Source organism: Cryobacterium psychrophilum (genome assembly GCF_004365915.1).
Taxonomy (GTDB): domain Bacteria; phylum Actinomycetota; class Actinomycetes; order Actinomycetales; family Microbacteriaceae; genus Cryobacterium; species Cryobacterium psychrophilum.
The window spans coordinates 2,645,232-2,664,499 of the sequence record NZ_SODI01000001.1 but is presented as its reverse complement, the minus strand read 5'-3'; the positions used below and the strand labels follow the sequence as shown (position 1 = coordinate 2,664,499).

General features: G+C 65.8%; 16 protein-coding genes. 4 read left to right on the top strand and 12 right to left on the bottom strand.

The features are described from left to right. Positions 1-20 precede the first annotated feature (20 nt). The 10 genes from mfd to EDD25_RS12400 all read right to left on the bottom strand — a co-directional run bounded on the left by mfd (position 21) and on the right by EDD25_RS12400 (position 11,575). On the bottom strand, positions 21-3,671 hold the full coding sequence (gene mfd, locus EDD25_RS12445; protein WP_134173548.1) for a transcription-repair coupling factor: 3,651 nt from the start codon (positions 3,669-3,671) through the stop codon (positions 21-23). 40 nt (positions 3,672-3,711) lie between these two features. Continuing rightward, the gene (gene pth, locus EDD25_RS12440; RefSeq protein WP_134173547.1) at positions 3,712-4,296 is read right to left on the bottom strand and encodes an aminoacyl-tRNA hydrolase; all 585 of its coding nucleotides are present in this window, start codon (positions 4,294-4,296) and stop codon (positions 3,712-3,714) included. Positions 4,297-4,334: 38 nt separating this feature from the next. After that, on the bottom strand, positions 4,335-4,928 hold the full coding sequence (locus EDD25_RS12435) for a 50S ribosomal protein L25/general stress protein Ctc (RefSeq protein ID WP_134173546.1): 594 nt from the start codon (positions 4,926-4,928) through the stop codon (positions 4,335-4,337). Positions 4,929-5,123: 195 nt separating this feature from the next. Further along, entirely contained in the window at positions 5,124-6,074 is a 951-nt protein-coding gene (locus EDD25_RS12430; RefSeq protein WP_134173545.1) for a sugar kinase, read from the bottom strand. Further along, entirely contained in the window at positions 6,071-6,709 is a 639-nt protein-coding gene (locus EDD25_RS12425) for a bifunctional 4-hydroxy-2-oxoglutarate aldolase/2-dehydro-3-deoxy-phosphogluconate aldolase (protein ID WP_134175458.1), read from the bottom strand. The genes EDD25_RS12430 and EDD25_RS12425 overlap by 4 nt, the downstream gene beginning before the upstream one ends. Before the next feature lie 5 nt (positions 6,710-6,714). Then, positions 6,715-7,860: a galactonate dehydratase gene (gene dgoD, locus EDD25_RS12420; RefSeq protein WP_134173544.1), complete on the bottom strand. Its 1,146-nt coding sequence runs from the start codon at positions 7,858-7,860 to the stop codon at positions 6,715-6,717. After that, on the bottom strand, positions 7,857-8,375 hold the full coding sequence (locus EDD25_RS12415) for a gluconokinase (RefSeq protein WP_241986558.1): 519 nt from the start codon (positions 8,373-8,375) through the stop codon (positions 7,857-7,859). Before EDD25_RS12415 ends, dgoD begins: the two co-directional genes overlap by 4 nt. Before the next feature lie 2 nt (positions 8,376-8,377). Next, a complete protein-coding gene (locus tag EDD25_RS12410; protein WP_134173543.1) occupies positions 8,378-9,259 on the bottom strand; it encodes a carbohydrate ABC transporter permease in 882 nt (293 codons plus the stop codon). Next, positions 9,256-10,179 (bottom strand): carbohydrate ABC transporter permease, encoded by a 924-nt coding sequence (locus EDD25_RS12405; protein WP_241986559.1) that lies wholly within the window; start codon positions 10,177-10,179, stop codon positions 9,256-9,258. Before EDD25_RS12405 ends, EDD25_RS12410 begins: the two co-directional genes overlap by 4 nt. 94 nt (positions 10,180-10,273) lie before the next feature. Next, positions 10,274-11,575: an ABC transporter substrate-binding protein gene (locus EDD25_RS12400; protein WP_134173542.1), complete on the bottom strand. Its 1,302-nt coding sequence runs from the start codon at positions 11,573-11,575 to the stop codon at positions 10,274-10,276. A gap of 138 nt (positions 11,576-11,713) precedes the next feature. On the opposite strand from EDD25_RS12400, the gene EDD25_RS12395 reads away from it, so the two are divergent. Further along, positions 11,714-12,505, top strand: a complete 792-nt coding sequence (locus EDD25_RS12395; RefSeq protein WP_134173541.1) for a FadR/GntR family transcriptional regulator — start codon at positions 11,714-11,716, stop codon at positions 12,503-12,505. Positions 12,506-12,511: 6 nt separating this feature from the next. Here the strand turns inward: EDD25_RS12395 and EDD25_RS12390 are convergent, their stop codons facing one another. Both EDD25_RS12390 and EDD25_RS12385 read right to left on the bottom strand, forming a co-directional pair. Further along, positions 12,512-13,912 (bottom strand): GntP family permease, encoded by a 1,401-nt coding sequence (locus EDD25_RS12390; protein ID WP_134173540.1) that lies wholly within the window; start codon positions 13,910-13,912, stop codon positions 12,512-12,514. 23 nt (positions 13,913-13,935) lie between these two features. Then, positions 13,936-14,505 (bottom strand): gluconokinase, encoded by a 570-nt coding sequence (locus EDD25_RS12385; protein WP_241986560.1) that lies wholly within the window; start codon positions 14,503-14,505, stop codon positions 13,936-13,938. A 251-nt stretch (positions 14,506-14,756) separates the two neighbouring features. Between EDD25_RS12385 and gndA the strand changes: the two genes are divergently transcribed. The 3 genes from gndA (at position 14,757) to EDD25_RS12370 (ending at position 19,257) form a co-directional block, all read left to right on the top strand. Then, entirely contained in the window at positions 14,757-16,160 is a 1,404-nt protein-coding gene (gene gndA / locus EDD25_RS12380) for an NADP-dependent phosphogluconate dehydrogenase (RefSeq protein WP_134175450.1), read from the top strand. A 138-nt stretch (positions 16,161-16,298) separates the two neighbouring features. Beyond that, entirely contained in the window at positions 16,299-16,664 is a 366-nt protein-coding gene (locus tag EDD25_RS12375; protein ID WP_134173539.1) for a hypothetical protein, read from the top strand. 121 nt (positions 16,665-16,785) lie between these two features. Next, complete coding sequence (locus EDD25_RS12370; RefSeq protein ID WP_243834557.1) at positions 16,786-19,257, top strand: GMC oxidoreductase; 2,472 nt, start codon at positions 16,786-16,788, stop codon at positions 19,255-19,257. Positions 19,258-19,268: the final 11 nt, after the last annotated feature.

Below are 19,268 nucleotides of genomic sequence, written 5' to 3'. Positions count from 1 at the left end.
TCAGCGGACGTCTCGGCCCGTTACCGACCGGTGCCGGGCACCACCGTCTCGACGGGTCGCGGGAAGATTGCGCCGAGCAGCGCATCCGTCCATTCGATCAGGGCGGCATCGTCAACGGGCTCGCTCGTGCGGGCGTCGGTGCTGGTGCGCGGCAGCGGTACGATCAGCGCCCCGTTCGTGGGCGTGTACTTCGCCCCCGGGTACATGCGGCGCAGGCGGATCTGGATCGAGTCGGCCAGGTCCGCAGACGTGAGGCGCAGGTTCGAGCCCATGGCCACGACCTCGCTCAGCCCGGCCTGCTGCGCGTGCCAGCGCAACCGCGACACCGCGACCAGGTTCTGCACGCTGGTGGGCGGTTCTCCGTAACGATCGGTGAGCTCCTCGAGCACGAGGTCGATCTGGCCTGCTGCAGCGGCGGGGGAACTTGCGCTCGAGAGCTTCTGGTACGCCTCAAGCCGCAGTCGCTCACTGTCGACGAAGTCGTGCGGGATGTGCGCGTCAACGGGGAGCTCGAGCCGCAGCTCGGTCTGACCCTCGGCGACGTCCCCACGGAACGCGCTCACCGCTTCGCCGATCATCCGCAGGTAGAGGTCGAAGCCAACGCCGGCGATGTGGCCAGCCTGTTCCCCCCCGAGCAAGTTGCCGGCGCCGCGAATCTCCAGGTCCTTCAGCGCCACCTGCATTCCGGCGCCGAGTTCGTTGTTCGCGGCGATGGTGGACAGCCGGTCGTGTGCCGTTTCGGAGAGCGGCTTGTTGCCGTCGTAGAGGAAGTAGGCGTAGGCGCGCTCACGCCCGCGACCCACCCGGCCACGCAACTGGTGCAGTTGGCTGAGGCCGAACCTGTCGGCGCTGTCGATGATGATGGTGTTCGCGTTGGCGATGTCGAGGCCGGTTTCGATGATCGTCGTTGAGACGAGAATGTCGAACTTGCGCTCCCAGAAGTCGCCAACGACCTGTTCCAGCTGTGCCTCCGGCAGCTGCCCATGTGCCACAGCGATGCGGGCCTCCGGTACGAGCTCGGCGAGCTGCGCGGCAACCCGGTTGATGCTCGAGACCCGGTTGTGCACGAAGAAGATCTGGCCCTCGCGCAGGAGCTCACGACGGATGGCGGCACCCACCTGCCGCTCGGAGTACGGGCCCACGAAGGTGAGGATCGGGTGCCGATCTTCCGGTGGCGTCGCGAGCGTCGACATTTCCCGGATACCGGTGACGGCCATTTCCAGCGAACGCGGAATCGGGGTCGCGCTCATGGCGAGGATGTCGACGTTGGTCTTGAGCTTCTTGAGCGAGTCCTTGTGCTCAACACCGAATCGCTGCTCCTCATCGATGATGACGAGTCCGAGGTCCTTGAAGATGATCGAGGGCGACAGCAGACGGTGGGTGCCGATGACGATGTCCACCGTGCCATCGAGCATTCCGGCGATGGCCTCCTTCGATTCCTTCTCAGTCTGGAACCGCGAGAGGGCGCGCAGATGCACCGGGAAGCCGGCGAAACGTTCCTTGAACGTCTCCATGTGCTGGCTCACGAGCAGGGTCGTCGGCACGAGCATCGCCACCTGCTTGCCGTCCTGGATGGCCTTGAAGGCGGCGCGAATGGCGACCTCGGTCTTACCGAATCCCACGTCGCCCGACAAGAGCCGGTCCATGGGGATGGGCCGTTCCATGTCGGCCTTGACCTCATCGATGGTGGTGAGCTGGTCGGGGGTCTCCACGAAGGGGAAGGCCTCCTCAAGTTCGCGCTGCCAGGGGGTGTCGGGAGGGAAGGCGTGGCCCTTGCTCGCCATGCGCGCCGAGTAGAGCTTCACGAGCTCCACGGCAATGTCGCGCACGGCCCTGCGAGCCTTCGTCTTGGCCGCTGACCAGTCGCTCCCGCCCATCTTGCTCAGGGCGGGCGCCTCGCCGCCCACGTAGCGGCTCACGAGGTCGAGCTGGTCGGTGGGCACGTACAGTTTGTCGCCCGGGTGCCCGCGCTTGGACGGCGCGTATTCGAGTACCAGGTATTCGCGCGTGGTCTTGATCGGGTTGCGCCCCCCGCTCGACACCTCACGCTGGGTGAGCTCGAGGAAGCGGCCGATACCGTGTGTCTGGTGCACGACGTGGTCGCCGGTCTTCAGTTGCAGCGGGTCGACCACGTTCTTGCGGCGGCTGGCCAGCTTCTTCACCTGGCGCTCTGAGTACCCAGCGGTGCGCCCGTAGAATTCGGACTCGCTGATCAGGGTGAGCTTGGTCTCGGCCAGCTCGAAGCCATGGTCGACCCCCGCCTTGAGCAGGTAGGCGATGCCCGGTTCCGGCTCGTCCGGCCAGGAATCGACGACGCGTGCGGGCAGCTCGTGCTCGGCGAGCACATCGCCGGCACGTTCCACGAGGCCGGCACCCTGGGCGACGATTCCCACCGTCCAGCCGTCCTTCAGCCGACTCGCAACGTGGCCGACCGCACCCTCGACATTGCCCTGGAAGCTCGGCACGGTGTCGGCGTCAATGCGAATCGTGAGCAGGTCATCCATCTCGCGATGTTCCGGAAGCACGTCGGTGTCCGTGGGGGCGGCCTGGAACGAGCTGAGCGTCCACCAGTTGTGAGCGGATGCCGGTGCTCCCGGAGCCGTGTACGTGACGCTCTCGCGCAGGCGGCCCAGGGTGAGGAAGTCACCGGAGGCCAGGTCGATCGGCGAGTCGGCACCCGCGGTTGCCGCGCTCCACGCCGCCCCGAGAAATTCACGGTTGGTCTCGGCAAGGCTGATGGCGCGGCTCGCGACACGCTCGGGCGAGATGACAGCCACAGCCGCACGCGCCGGCAGGTAGTGCGTGACGGGTACGAGGCGATCCACGAGCGCGGGCGCGAGGCTCTCCATGCCTTCCACCGGGATGCCCTCGGCGATCTTGGCGAGCATGCCGGAGAGACTCGGAAACTCGTGTTCCATCTCGCGGGCACGCTGGCGCACGGCGGGACTGAGCAGGAGTTCGCGGCTTGGGGGCAGGGACACCGCCGTGACGGGTTCGGGCAGGGACCGCTGGTCGGCGACCGTGAACTCTCGAATCTGCTCGACCTCATCCCCGAAGAACTCGATGCGAAACGGATGCGAGGACACGGGCGGGAACACGTCGAGAATGCCACCGCGCACCGCGAATTCGCCGCGCCTGGTGACCATGTCCACTCGGGCATACGCGACGCTCACGAGCTGAAGGGCGATCCCGCTCAGGTCGTGGCCGCGGGCGGCAACGCGCAGTTCGATGGGCTCATAATCCGTGAGGTTGTCGGCCACGGGCTGGAGGGCGGCGCGCACGGAGGCGACCACCACGAGCGGGCGACGCTCGGCGACCGGGGTCTCTTCCCATTGCCGCATCCGCCGCAGGGCGTGAAGCCGGTTGCCGACGATCTCGGCGCTCGGGCTCAGACGTTCGTGCGGCAGCGTCTCCCAGGCGGGAAAGTCGATGATCTCCGCCTCGCCGGCGAAACACGCGAGGTTCTCGCGCAGCGCCTCGGCTTCCCGGCCCGTGGCCGTGATCACGAAGAGGGCCTGGGCCTCGTCGTGGCGCTGCTCAAGCAGGGCGGCGAGGAGAGGCGCGCGCAACCCCTCGGTGAGGGAGAAATCGGCATCCCGGCTCGCATAGGTGAGGGCGTTATCGAACGTGGAGGCGCGCTTGAGCGCTGAAATTAAGCCCTGAAGGATCACCGGTCGAGTCTACGCCTGCGAGGCACGCGCATCCGCTCTGTTAGGAGGGTGCGTGGAAGCGTTGCTGCGCGGCGGTGAGGCCGTCGGCCGCGATGAGTTCGATCGCGTCGGCGGCGTCCGTGAGGATATTGGGCAGAACGCCCCGCTCGGTCGACGTGAAGTCGTGCAGCACGAAGTCCGCGGCGCTTTGGCGGCCGGGGGGCCGACCGACTCCCATGCGCACCCGCACGAAGTCGCCCGTGCCGATCGCGGCGATGATGTCGCGCAGACCATTGTGCCCACCGTGGCCGCCGCCGACCTTGAGCTTGAGGGTGTCGAAGGGGATGTCGAGATCATCATGCACCACGATGAGCTGCGAGGGCGGGAGCGAGTAGAAGCGCAGGAGCGCTGCGACGGGCCCGCCGGACACATTCATGAAGGTATTCGGCTTGGCCAGGATGAGCTTCGGGCCGCCGGGCGCACTGCGACCTTCGGCGACCGATGAAGCGGTCTTGTGGTTCTTGAAATTCGCCCGCATGCGCTCGGCAAGTTGCGCGAGCACCATTTGGCCGACATTGTGGCGATTACCGGAGTAGTCGGGCCCGGGGTTACCGAGCCCGACTACGAGCCAGAGATTCTCGTCCAGTGGAATCCTCCGCTTACGACGGAACCAGAAAGGGATGACTACGCGGCGGGAGTGCCGGCGGTGATGACCTCGGTCTCAGCATCGCCCTCGCCACGCGGGGTGGACACGACGACGACGAGGGTGTCGGGCTCGGAGATGAGCTCGGCGCCGTCGGGCAGGATGATGTCGGACGCGTGGATCTGGGCGCCGTCTTCGAGGCCTTCGACCGAGACGGTGACGTTCTCGGGAATGTCGGTCGCTTCAACCTCGAGGAGAAGCGTCTTGGTGTCGAAGCCGCCGATGGTTCCGGGAGCAGTTTCGCCGGTCATGTGGACCTGGACCTCAACCTGAACCTTTTCGCCCGTGCGCACGACGATGAGGTCGATGTGCTCGACGATGGCGAGAACCGGGTCCTTCTGAACGTCCTTCACCAGAACGCGCTGGCTCTTGCCGTTGATGTCGAGGTCAAGGATCGAGTTCGCGCGACGAAGCAGCAGGCCCATGCGGTGGGCGGGAAGGGACACGTGCACCGGCTCGGTACCGTGACCGTAGATGACGGCGGGGATCATGCCCAGCACGCGCAGCTTGCGGGCCGCACCCTTGCCGAACTTCTCGCGCAGGTCAACCTCAACCTTGTAAATCTCTTTAGCCATGGTGCATCTCCTAGCGGGCCTAAGGGCCGTGGTCGTTGTTTGGTGTTCAACTCGAACGCATGTCAGCGTGAGGAAAAGCCCAAAGTCTCGTCCGCCGCGTCGATAACGGATGCCATGGGCCGGGTAACCCGGGGTGGCGACATCCCTCGCCGAAGTTCAGCTTCTAACTTTACACGTTTCTCGGGGCCCCTGCATTTAACGCAGCGTCGCTCCGGGCGGTTCCTGGAGCAGACCGAGTTCGGCGCGGGTCGGCGCTCCCTCCCAATCGCCGACGGTGGCGACGGCGAAGGCGCCGGTGACAGTGCCGCGGCGCAGGGCCTCCACCGGGGACAATCCGTCGAGGATCGCCGACAGGTAACCGGCGGTGAACGCATCGCCGGCGCCGATCGTGTCTCGAACGCTGACGGAGATGGCCGGGGCATGCTCGACCTGCCCGTCGTGCCAGACGCTGGCGCCGTGGGCGCCGCGTTTGATCACGAGCTGGCGCACCCCGAACGTGGCGAGTTCGGCGCACGCGGCGGCTTCGTCGAGCGGATCGTCGACGAAGAGCGCGAGCTCGTCGTCGGAGGCGATGACCAGGTCGGCGCTGCGGGCCAGCGCCGACAGCACCGGTCGGGCAATCTTTTCGGTCCACAGCTTCGCCCGGTAGTTGACGTCAACACTGACCAGGGCGCCGGCGGCCTTGGCGAGCCGCACCGCCTCACGCACGGCGGCGGCGGCCGTGTCGGAGAGTGCGGGCGTGATACCGGTCACGTGCAGAACACGCGGAACCGGGGTGAGGCTCGCGGCGGCATCCGCCGGGCAGAGGGCAGAGCCGGCCGACCCGACCCGGTAGTAGCTGACCCGGGACAGGTCATTGATGCGACGTTCGGCGAGCATCAGCCCGGTCGGTCGATCGGGGTCGAGGGTGACCGTGTCGACGAGCACCGATTCGGCGCGAAGACAACGCAGGATGAAGGTACCGACTTCGTCGACGCCGACCCGACCGGCCCAGCGCACGCTGTGGCCGAGGCGGGCGAGTCCGATCGCCACGTTGGATTCGGCGCCGGCCATGGTCATCTCCAGCGTGCCGCCGAGCCGCAACGCGGTGCCGGTGCGCAGGCTCACCATCGTCTCGCCGAGGGTGAGCACGTCGACGCCGGTCATGCCGGCCCGGCTGCCGCTGCGACGTTGCGGAACTCGGCGGCCCGCTCGCGCAGGGCGTCAAGGTCGCCGCCCCGCACCGAATCGCCGAGCAGTGGACTACCCAGACCGACCGCGACGGCGCCGGCCGTGAAGTACGCGGCGGCACGTTCGGCGTCAACGCCGCCGACCGGCACGAATGGCACGTCGGGCAACGGGTCGCGCAGGGCGCGCAGGTAGGCCGGACCACCGAACGAGCCGGGGAACAGTTTCACGGCCGTCGCGCCCGCGCGGCGGGCCGCGACCACCTCGGTTGGGGTGAGCGCGCCGGCCAGCACCGGCAGACCGAGCCGCACGGATTCGGCGATACTCTCGGTCACGGCCGGGGTGACCATGAACGTTGCCCCGGCGGCGGCGGCGCTCGTGACATCGTCAATCGTGAGGACGGTGCCGGCGCCGACGACGCAGCCGGCGGGGGCGAGCCTGGCCAGTTCTGCGATCACGCCGAGGGCATCCGTGGTCACGAGCGACACCTCAAGAAAACGGATGCCGGCGTCGAACAGGGTGAGCGATGCGGCGACCGCCGCCCCGGGGTCGGTACCCCGGATGATGGCCAGCAGCCGGTCGCGCCCCAGCTGGGCGAGAAAGTCGTGTGTCACGGCGCTCACCACTCCGCCACGGAACCGTCGCTGTGCCGCCAGAGCGGACTGCGCCAGGTGTGGCCCCGGGCATCCGCTGACCGCACGGCCGCCTCATCGACCTCGATACCGAGGCCCGGCCCGGTGAGCCTTTCGATGTTGCCGTTCACGAACCGCAGCGGGGACTTGTCGAGCACGTAGTCGAGCAGTTCGGCGCCCTGGTTGTAGTGGATGCCGATGCTCTGCTCCTGGATCAGGAAGTTCGGGGTGGCGAAGCCGACCTGCAGGCAGGCGGCGAGCGCGATCGGTCCGAGCGGGCAGTGCGGCGCCAGCTGCACGTCGTAGACCTCGGCCAGGGCCGCGATGCGGCGTACCTCCGAGATTCCGCCGGCGTGGGACAGGTCGGGTTGGGCGACGGCGATTCCGGCCTGGAGAACCGGCAGGAAGTCCTGGCGATTGTAAAGCCGCTCCCCCGTGGCGATCGGGATGGATGTCGCCTGCGCGAACTGCCTGATCAGGTGGGAGTTCTCGGGGACGACGGGTTCCTCAATGAAGAACGGACGCAGCGGCTCCAGCAGCGGCGCGATCCGGCGGGCGTTGGCGAGGGTGAAACGGCCGTGGAAGTCCACGGCGACATCACGGTCAGGACCCAGCACCTCGCGGGCCGCCGCGACGCGCTCGAGCACTCCGTCGATCTCGGCGACGGTGCCGATCGGACCCATCTTCCCCGACGCATTCATCTTGACGGCGGTCAGCCCCACGTCGAGCTGGGCCTGGATCGCGTCGGTGATGCCGCTCGGGTCGTCGCCGCCGGCCCACCCGTACATCCGGATGCGGTCGCGCACCGCCCCGCCGAGCAGGTCGTGCACGGGCACCCCGAGGGCCTTGCCCTTGATGTCCCAGAGGGCCTGGTCGATACCGGCGACAGCACTGCCGAAGACGGGCCCGCCGCGGTAGAAGCCGCTCTTGGTCATCACCTGCCAGTGGTCCTCGATTCGGCCGGGGTCGGAGCCGACGAGGTACTCCGCGAACTGTTCGACGACGGTGCGCACGGCATCGGAATGCCCCTCGAGGCTCGCCTCGCCCCAACCGACGACCCCGTCGTTCGTTTCCAGCCGCACGAAGAGCCAGCGCGGGGCGACCATGAACGTTTCAACGCGGGTGATTTTCATCTGAGGACACTTCCTGCCTGGACGGCGGCGACAATGTGATCGACGACCTGTTCGGGCGTCTGTGCAATGTCGAGCGTGAGGCCCGGCTCATCGTCCTCCAGCACCTCAAGGTCGGCAAACTGGGTGAGCAGCAGCGACGGAGGCATGTACTCATGCTGGCGCGCGGCGAGACGAGACGCTATCAGTTCGATGGGGCCGTTGGCGAAGACGATCACCAGGGTGGGAGCATGCTCCCGGAGCAGGTCACGGTAGCTCCGTTTAAGGGCCGAGCAGGCCATGACGACGCCCGACCCCTCGCTGCCCGCGAGACGATCGCCGACCTGGTGCAGCCACGGCAGCCGATGGGCGTCCGTCAGGGGTTTTCCGGAGGTCATCCAGGACTTGTTCTCGTCGGAATGCAGGCTGTCGCCGTCGATGAAGGGCAGGCCCAGCCGTTCGGCGAGCAGAACTCCAATGGTGCTCTTGCCGGATCCCTGCACCCCCATGATGACGATGGGCGGGATGGTGGCGTACACGCCTATCCCTTCGTGGCACCGGCGGTGAGGCCGGACACGATGTACTTCTGCGTGAAGAGGGCGATCACCATGATGGGCACCGTGACGACGACGGCTGCGGCCATCAGGCTGCCCCAGTCGATGCTTGCATAGGAGACGAAGTTGAAGATCGCCACCGGCAGGGTCTTGGTGTTGGCGCCGGACAGCACGAGGGCGAACATGAAGTTGTTCCACGAGAAGATGAACGACAGGATGCCGGCGGTCGCGAGTCCGGGAACCGACAACGGCAGGGTGATGCGCAGGAACGCTCCGATGTGGGTGAGTCCATCGACCTGCGCCTGCTCCTCCAGCTCGAGCGGGGTCGAGTCGAAGTAGCTGATCATGATGTACACGATGAGGGGCAGGGCGACGAACATGTGCGACAGGATGAGTACGCCGAAACCACCGACCATGCGCATGTTGGCGAAAATGAAGTACCACGGCACGAGCAGGCTCACCCCGGGAATGATGCGGGCCATGAGCACAACGATCGCGGAGCGATGCATGGTGAAGCGACTCATCGCGTAGGCGGCCGGAACCCCGATGATCAGGGAGAAGATAGTGGACAGCAACGCCACCCAGAAGCTGTTGAAGATGAATCCGAAATAGTTGTTTCGGCCGAGCACGTTGTCGTAGTTGTCCAAGGTCGGCGTGAAGAACAGGGTCTTGCTCGCGTCATAGATGTCGACGTTGGTTTTGAGCGACGAGATGAACATCCAAACCAGCGGGGCAATGAACAGCAGCACGGTCAGGGTGAGCGCGACAACCCGGAAGATCTTGTAGGCGCGCGGTTTGCGGCGCCGCGGCGCGGTTCTGACCGGGCGCGGTGTCTCGGTGACGGGACGAGTTTGCAGCGTCGTGGTCATGACCGGTTCGCCTTTCTGCGGTAGGTGAGTACCCACATGATCGCGATGATGAGCAGGAAGAACAGGATCAGCACGGTGGAGGCTATCCCATAGTCGTTGTAGTCGAAGCTCAAGCCGAAGGCGTAGATGTTGAGCGTCTCGACCTCGTGGAACGAGCCACCGCCCTTGCCCTTGGTCGCGTACAGGAGGTCGAAGGTCTTCAGGGCGTCGATGCCGCGCAGCACGATGGTCACGATGACGGTGGCGCGCATCAACGGCAGGGTGACAAACCAGAATCGCTGCCAGGAGTTGGCTCCGTCGATGCGAGCCGCTTCATCGGGTTCGTCGGAGAGCGAGGTGAGGCCGGCGAGGAGCATCAGCACGACCATCGGGGTCCACTGCCAAATGTCCACAAACATGAGAGTGGGCAGCGCGGTGTATTGGCCGGAGAGCCAGGGCTGGGCCGGAATACCGATCCAGCTCAGTACCTGGTTGGCGAAACCGATGTTCGGGTCAAAGATGAGGCGCCACATCATTCCGACGGCGACCGGAGTTGCGACCAGCGGAAGCAGGATGGCGACGCGCACCCATTTCTCACCGCGGAACGGTCGCCAGAGCAGCAGCGCGATGCACATGCCCAGAATCAATTCGATGGCGAGCGAACCGCCGGTGAACACGAACGTGCGCATCACGGCCGGCCAGAAGCGGTCCGTGTCGGTGAGCACCTCAAAATAGTTGCTGAGTCCGACCAGGTTGGATTTGGCGCGGACGGAGCCCTCGGAGTCGGTCACGCTGAGATACAGGGTCCAGCCCAGCGGGACAGCGATGAGAAGGCCGACGAAGATCATTGCGGGAGAGGCGAAGAGCCACTTCCGATTCCGGTTTGCCCAGGTGGAGTAGTTTCTCCACATTGAGGGCGTGGTGGTGACCATCGTGGTCATCTTTCACCTCACACTTGGTGTTGCACGTTCAGAAGGATGGGGACTGCCGGGGGTGGACGATCGTTGCCGACCGTCCACCCCCGTTGTTCAGTGGTTATTCGTCGTCGAGGAGGCCCTGGAAAGCATCATCCGCGTCGTCCGCGGCCGCGTCGGAGTCGCCGCCGGTGATGGCGATGACGATCGGGTCGCCGACGATCTCGCGAGCCTCGGGCACCTTGATGACGAGCGGGCGGTCATGGCCGACACCGTTCTTCGTGCTCGTGGCGATCGCCGCGGCCAGGTCGGCCGGGTAGGTCGACGTGCCGGCCGGGTCTTCCCAGACCGACTGGCGCGCACCGGGAACGCCGTCCTGCTGCACCTCCAGTGTCAGGTCCTGGCTGGTCGCCCATTCGATGAACTTCCATGCTTCAGCCGAGTTGTTCGATTCGGCGTTGATGCCGAGCGCCCAGGACGGCACGTTGTAGGCGACGGAACCGCCGGGGCCGGCCGGCATCGGTGCGAAGCCGACCGTGTCGGACACCTTGGAGGTCTCGGGGTCGGTCGCGTTCTTGTAGAGGCTGTCGGCCTCGGTGTAGAAACCGGCCTGGCCCTGCGTGAAGATGGCCATGGCTTCTGGCCAGCTCATGTCCGTGCTGACGTTTTCGGGGCCATACTCACGGATGAGTTTTCCGTAGAACGCGTACGCTTCCTTGGCTTCGGGGCTGGCGATGCCGGAGTCGCCGTTGTCGTCGATGAAGTCACCGCCGAAGCTGTAGAGAAAGCTCGAGAACTGGGTGACGGCGGCGGACTTGCCGGTACGGGCAACGAATCCGGCGACGCCGGGGTTCTGCTCCTTGATCGCCTGGGCGGCGGCTTCGAGTTCAACCATTGTGGTGGGAACGTCGAGTCCGGCATTAGCCAGCAGGTCCTTGCGGTAGTACAGCACTTCCTGCTCGGTGATGATGGGCACGCCCACCACGTTGTCGTCGTAGGTCGTCGACCCGACCGGACCCGGCTGGAAGTCGCTCCAGTCCCAGTCGGCATTCGACTCGACGTCGTCGCTCAGGTCGGCGAGGTAGCCGTTCTTGGCGAACAGCTTGCCCTCCTGGAGCGGGCGATACATCATGACGTCGATTTCGTCGGTACCCGCATTGAGTTTGACGTTGTACTGATCCGACAGCTGGTCTTCGCCGTACTGGCTGAGTTCGACCGTGAGGCCGGTGGCCGCTTCGAACTCGGGCAGCTTGTCCTTGATCGTGTCGGTCCAGACGTGGTTGGCCAGGGTGACGCGGAGCGTCTTCGAGGCTCCGTCACCGTCACCGGCACCGGCAGCGGTGCTGCAGGCGGTGAGCGAGCCTGCGGCGATAAATGTCGCTGCGGCGATGGCCGCAACACGAATAGCTGAATGACGCTTCACTGTGTCTCCATTCGAGGAACCAGTGCGTCTTCACACAGATTCCCAACCGATGCATCTTTACATCTGTCTCAGAGGGTGACGTTACAGCAATAAAACATACTTATTCAACCCCGTAATCAAAACGATATGATGTGTGGCATGACGGATAACGTAAATGCAGTGGCGCGGGCGACGGAACCCGACTCGCTCGCAGCCCTCCCCCGGGAGCTCGACGACAACTCCGCCCTGAACGGCCTGCACGCTCAAATTCTCGATCTGCTGGGCCTGGCCATCTGTGCCGGCGAGCTGCCCACCAGGTCGGTCTTTCGCATCGAGGAGCTGGAGGAACGTTACGGCGTCTCCCGCTCGGTCGTGCGGGAGGCCATCCGGGTGCTCGCTGCGATGGGCATGGTCGCCTCACGCCGCCGCGTGGGCGTGCAGATTCTGCCGGAGACCGACTGGAATCTTTACGATCCCCAGGTCATTCGCTGGCGCCTGGCCTCCCCGGCCCGGATCAACCAGCTGCGCTCCCTGACCGAGCTGCGCACCGCCATCGAGCCGGAGGCGGCGCGGCTGGCCGCTAGCCGGGCACCGTTGGCCGACGCGAGCGAGCTCATGGGCCTGGCCGGCAAGCTCTGGGCCGCCGGACAGGCCGATGACCCCGCGGCCTTCCTCGTTCTTGACATTGAGTTCCACCGCCTGGTGCTCGCGTGCTCAGGCAACGAGATGTTCGCCAAGCTCAACTCACTCGTCGCCGAGGTTCTGACGGGCCGGACACACTACGGGCTCATGCCGCATCGTCCGCACAACGAGGCGCTTCAGCTGCACGTCGACGTCGCCAGTGCCATTCAGCGCGGTGACGCCGCGGCCGCCCAGGCCGCCATGCTCGGCATCATGCAACGCGCATTCGACGAGATGAGTTCGATCTGGGAGGACGGCGAGCCGCAATAGGGCTGCTTAGAACAGTCCGGCAACGATGTAGATCGCCAGGGCGATCGCGAAGCCGATGACACCCACGAGTGCCTGGCCAACGGTCCAGGTCTTCAGTGTGGTCTTGGTGTCCATCCCGAAGAACCGGCTGACCAGCCAGAAGCCTGAGTCATTGACGTGGCCGGCGAACACCGAACCGGCGGCGAGGGCGAGAACGATCGCGGCAAGCTCCACCGGGTTGAAGGTCGTGTTGCTCATGACGACGGGCTGCAGCAGGGCAGCGGATGTCGTCAGTGCCACGGTCGCCGAACCCTGGGCGATGCGCACCACGGCGGCGATGACGAAACCAGCGACGATCACGGGGAGCCCGACGGCATCCAGGGACTCCGCGATCGCGTTGCCGATGCCGCTCGCTCGCAGCACTCCACCGAACATGCCACCGGCGCCGGTGATGAGGATGACGGACGACACCGGGCCGAGCGCGCTGTCGACGACAGCTTCCACGAGGTTGGCGGACTTGCGCTTCTTCCACCCGAGCAGAATCATTCCGAGCAGCACGGTGATGAGCAGGGCAACCGGGGTCTCACCCAGGGTGCGAAGGATCTGCACCCCCGAGTCATCGAGGGAGACCAGGCCTGCACTGGCGGCCATGTTGAGGCCGGTGTTGAGGAAGATCAGGCCGATCGGAAGCAGTAGCAGCGTGAGGACCGTACCGACCCTGGGTGTCGACTCGAACTCAGCGAAGTTGCCGGTGCTGCCGCTCAGGATGGAGGGAACGGGAATGTCGTACTTGCGGCCCACGTACCGGCCGAAGAGGTGACCTACGAAATACCACGTCGGCAGGGCAACGATCAGTCCGAAGATGAGCACGAGGCCGACATCGGCGCCGAGAAGCCCGGTGGCGGCGACGGGCCCGGGGTGCGGCGGCACGAAGATGTGCATCACCGAGAAGGCCACGGCCGAGGGGAAGGCGTAGCCGAGGAACGACCCGCCGAGGCGACGGGCGACCGCGAAGATAATGGGCAGCATCACGACGAGGCCCGCGTCGAAGAAGATCGGGAATCCGAGCATCAGGGAGGCGACCGCGAGGGCGAGCGGAGCGCGCTTCTCGCCGAAACGACTGATCAGGGCGTCGGTGAGTACCGTAGCCCCGCCACTGGTCTCGAGCATCCGGCCAAGCATGGCCCCGAGGCCCACGAGCAGGGCGACGCTCGCGAGTGTTCCGCCGAATCCGGCGAGCAGCGTGGGGATGACGCTGTCCGTGGGGATGCCGGTTGCAACGGCGGTGAGCAGGCTCACGATGATCAGGGAGAGGAAGGCGTGAACCTTGAACTTCATGATCAAGACGAGCAGGAGTGCGATGGCGCCGGCGGCAACGCCAAGCAGCGCGGGTGTCGACAACACCCAGTTCATTTCAAGATCGGTCATGCGTCGGGTATCTCTTTCTGTTTTCAGGTACGGCGTGTTACTGGTGCAGCGTGGTACTGCAGAAATTCAACTGCGAGTCCGACGATGTCGTCGGGAGTATTGGTGAGGTTGATCCGCACGCCGGCCTCGTCAGCCGCGAGCGGCTGGAGCGCGGCGAACTGCGAGTCGATCAGCGCGGCAGGCATGTACTCATGGTTGCGGTGGGTCAGCCGCTCGGCAACGAGCGCCTGGTCACCGAAGAGCTCAACGAACACGAGCGTCGGCACGATGCTGCGCAGCAGGTCACGGTAGCTGCGCTTGAGCGCCGAGCAGGCCACGACGTTGGGCTCACCGTTCGCCACGGACTCTGCAATCGTGTGGGCGATCAGGGTGAGCCACGGGATGCGATCGGCGTCGATGAGCGGATGCCCTGCCGCCATTTTGGCGCGGGCCTCCGCGCTGTGCAGGTCGTCGCCGTCGGCGAAGCGCATCCCCAGGGCATCGCCCAGGCGTTGGCCCACGGTTGATTTGCCGCAGCCCTGCACGCCCATCACCACGATCGGTCTCCCGGTAGACGATTTGGGGGCTGTACGGTTCAGGATTTCATCAGTCATTGACGCTCCGCTACATGGGCCGTTGCTTCATTACATCGGATCATTTTGCAATTCCTGCGCAATAAATCAGATTACATTGATTAATATTACCCATAATGTCTGTCCCGTCAAACGACCTTCCGTCCGGGGTGCGGGTCACGCAGGCCACCGACTAACCTTTAGATTGGTCTGGAAATAACAGCCCCAAAGGAGCAAACGTGTCAGTAACCGGTGCAACACAGGCAAACATTGGCGTCGTCGGATTGGCGGTGATGGGATCCAACCTCGCCCGCAACCTCGCGAGCCGCGACGGAAACACGGTCGCGGTGTTCAACCGCTCCCCCGAGCGCACGCGCCTGCTCACGACCGAGCACCCCGAGGCCAACTTCGTGGCCTCCGAGACCATCGCCGACTTCGTCGCGTCACTCTCGAAGCCTCGCACCGCCATCATCATGGTGCAGGCCGGCGCCGGAACCGACGCCGTGATCAAATCGCTCTCCGAACACTTTGAACCCGGCGACATCATCGTCGATGGCGGCAATGCCGACTTCACCGACACCATCCGTCGTGAAAAGGAACAGAGCGCCAAGGGACTCAACTTCGTGGGCGCCGGCATCTCCGGCGGCGAAGAGGGCGCGCTCAAGGGCCCGAGCATCATGCCCGGCGGCTCGGTGGAGGCATACAAGACCCTCGGCCCGATCCTCGAATCCATTGCCGCCGTCGTAGACGGCGTTCCCTGCGTCACCCACGTGGGAACGGATGGCGCTGGCCACTTCGTCAAGATGATCCACAACGGCATCGAGTACGCCGACATGCAGCTCATCTCCGAGGCCTACGACCTGCTCCGCAAGGTCGGCGGACACTCCCCCGCCGCCATCGCGGACGTGTTCACCGAGTGGAACTCCGGAGACCTCGAGAGCTACCTGATCGAGATCACCGCAGAGGTGCTGCGCCAGGTCGACACAAAGACCGGCAAGCCGTTCGTCGACATCGTGCTCGACGAGGCCGGCTCGAAGGGCACCGGCGTCTGGACCGTGCAGAACGCGCTCGACCTGGGCGTGCCCGTCGGCGGCATCGCCGAGGCCGTCTTCGCCCGCGCCGTGTCGAGCCACCCGGAACAGCGCGTCGCGTTCCGCGCCGTCGTCGACGCCCGCCCGGAGATCGCGGTTGTCGGCCATACCTTCGAGGATGACGTGCGCCAGGCGCTCTACTCCTCCAAGGTCGTCGCCTACGCGCAGGGCTTCGACGCCATCATCGCCGGTGCCGAGAAGTACGGCTGGAAGATCGACAAGGGCGCCATCGCCACGATTTGGCGCGGCGGCTGCATCATCCGCGCCCAGTTCCTCAACCGCATCGTCGACGCCTACGCGAACGACCCGTCGATCCCGACGCTGCTCGTCGACCCGTACTTCGCCAAGGCCGTTGCCGACGGTGAGGCAGCCTGGCGCCGGATCGTCTCGACGGCCGCGCTGTCGGGCATCCCGGTTCCCGGCTTTGGGTCGGCGCTGAGCTACTTCGACTCGCTCGCGAGTGAGCGCCTGCCGGCTGCCCTGGTGCAGGGACAGCGCGACTTCTTCGGTGCACACACCTACAAGCGCGCCGATCAGCCGGGCACGTTCCACACCCTGTGGTCCGGAGACCGCACGGAAATCGAGACCGAGGCGTCGACCCACTAGCCACGCCCTCTCCCCCGAAACGACGGAGATTTTGGTCATACGCGGCTTTCCCACCGGGAGAGTCCGCCTTGCACGGGATCTCCGTCGTTTTGTCATCTGCGGCGCCGGGCGGGCCCGTCTGGAATACTGGATTGAATCATGAGTGACAATTACCCCGAACTGTCCGGCTATGAGCCGAACGACCGCCAGCGCCCGTTGCGCAGCAAACATGTGACACGCCTGATGCGCATCGTCGTCGTGTTCGGCCTGTTGGCCCTCGTCATTCCCGGTGTGCTCACCACCATCAACGTGGCCTCCAACACGGCGAGCCGAGCCTGCAACGTTGATGTGGCGCGGTACTACCCGTTCGCCTCTGGCACCGACGCTCGCTTCGAGCTCAGCGGGCCGGGAGGCTTCGGATGGCAGTGCTACGCCATCGACCGCAATGAGCGGGAGACCTTTGTCAGCCAGCTGGGCATCATCCCCTCCGCGCCGCGGCCGGTCGCCCCAGGCCAACCCAGCTGAGGAACTGCTGGACGACTCGCCGACCCGGTGGTAAAATACTGAGAAAAATACCGGTGTGTGTCGTGCACCGGCCTGGTTCGGGCCTGACTCAGGAAGTCAGCGCCTGAAAGTCCCCGAGGGGGTGGCCCTGACGAACGAATCGTCTGATTCGGAATTCGTGGATGCCGTGGTCGTCGGATCTGGCTTCGGGGCATCCGTTGCGGCCTTCAAGCTGGCGTCTGCCGGCAAGTCGGTGGTCGTACTCGAACGCGGAAAACCGTACCCGCCCGGCAGCTTCGCGCGCACCCCCGCCCAGATGGGGCGGAACTTCTGGGACCCGAGCGCTGGCATGTACGGCCTGTTCGACGCGTGGACGTTTCGCGGGCTTGAGGGCATCGTGTCGAGCGGTCTCGGAGGCGGCTCGCTCATCTACGCCAATGTGCTGCTGCGCAAGGACGAGAAGTGGTTCGTGCGCGAGTCACCGGTTCCGGGCGGCGGCTATGAGAACTGGGTGTTCAGCCGGGCCGACCTCGACCCGCACTATGCGCACGTGGAAGAGATGTTGAACCCGGTGCCGTACCCCTACCAGGACACCCCGAAGACCGAGGCCATGGAAGCGGCCGCCAGATCGCTGGGGCTCCACATCGAACGGCCGCCCATCGCGGTGACGTTCGGTCCCACTCGCTATGCCGACGCCGAACCGAACCTGCAGATTGCCGCAGCGGAATACGGCAACCTGCACGGTCACCGCCGGGTCACCTGCCTGCTCTGCGGCGAGTGCGACGTGGGCTGCAACGTCGGTGCGAAGAACACCCTCGACCACACGTACCTCTCCGCCGCCCAGCACCACGGCGCCAGCATCCGTACCCTGCACGAGGTGCGCGGGTTCCGCCCCCTCGACGGCGGCGGTTACGAGGTGCGTTACGTGGTGCACGATCCGGATGCGACGCGGGGGCTTCCCGGCGGCACCGCCGGACTGCCGGTTCGACGCATCCGCTGCCGCCGCTTGATCCTGGGCGCCGGCACGTTCGGCTCGACGTTCCTGCTGCTGAGCAACCGGGCCTCCCTGCCCGCCATCAGCCCGCTGCTCGGCAGCCGGTTCAGCGGCAACGGCGATCTGCTCACGCTCCTGCTCAACGCGAAGACCGAATCGGGCGGCGTACGCAACCTCACCAGCGACCGTGGCCCGGTGATCACCACGGCCATTCGCGTGCCGGATACCGTGGACGGCGGCTCCGGCCGCGGTTTCTACATCGAAGACGCCGGGTATCCCGGGTTTCTGAATTGGCTGCTCGAAACCGCGCAGCTGCCCGAGGTGGTGGCCCGCATCGGTCCCGTCGCCTGGCAGCTTTTCCTGAACCGGCTCTTTCACGGTCAGCGCTCCAACATTTCGCGGGACCTCGCCGCGGCCCTCGGTGATGGCCATGCCTCGGCGAGCGCACTTCCTCTGCTGGGAATGGGTCGGGACGTGCCCGACGGCGTGATGACACTCGCCCAGGGGCGACTCCAGATCAACTGGACGCTCGCCACCTCCCACGGTTACTACGATCGCATGCGCTCCACCATGGCCGAGATCGCCACGGCGCTGCAGGCCCGGTTCGAGGACAACCCGCTGTGGTGGGCCAAGCGGGTGATCACCGTGCACCCGCTCGGTGGCGCCCCGGCCGCGCGGCAGATTGAGGAGGGTGTGTGCGATCAGTTCGGGGAGGTGTTCGGCTACCCAGGCCTCTACGTGTTGGACGGTGCCGCGATGCCTGGGCCGGTGGGGGCCAATCCCTCTCTCACGATTGCCGCGTTCTCCGATCGGGCCAGCGAACATATGCTCGACACGAAATGGACGGCATCCGGGTCACACGCGCGGGGCGCAGCCACGCCCGCCGTCACACCAATGGTCACGCCAGCGGTCACGCCAGCGGTCACGCCAGCGGTCACGCCAGCGGTCACACCCCCGTTACTAGCTCCCACATCACTGAGCTTCACCGAGCGGATGCGCGGTGCGGCGACGAGCGGCGTGCCCGACCCGGAACGGGGCGCCCTCACGGGCCGCATTCGCGGCCACGACCTCATGTTCGAACTGACGATCACGGCGACCGATGTGACCGCGTTCACGCGAGATCCCCTGCACCCTGCTCAAGCGAGCGGCTACGTCATGTGCGACGTGCTTGGCGGGCGCCTCGACGTGGAGCGGGGCTGGTTCAATCTGTTCGTTCGGCCAGAGGGATCGACTGGTCGCCGGATGCTGTACCGGCTCTGGCTGCGCGGTGTGGGGGGAACGCCGCTCACCCTTGTGGGGTACAAGGACGTGACCAACCGGGACGGCTTCACTCCCTGGAGAGACACGACGACCCTCTTCACCCACGTACTCGATGGGCATGTGGCCCCGCCAACCCCCCTCACCGACCTGAACGGACAGGCCGCCTTCCTCGCCCCCGACCGCGGCATTCGAGCCGCCGGAATCCTGCACATTTCGCCGTTGGCCCTAGCCCGACAACTGACCACATTCCGCGTCAGCGGCCCCGCCGGTCGCGGCGCGCTCTGGGCCTTCGGACGGTTGTTCCTCGCAGAAGTCGCGCACGTCTACCTTCGGGCCCGGAAGAGCCTCGACACGAACTGACCGACATGCCG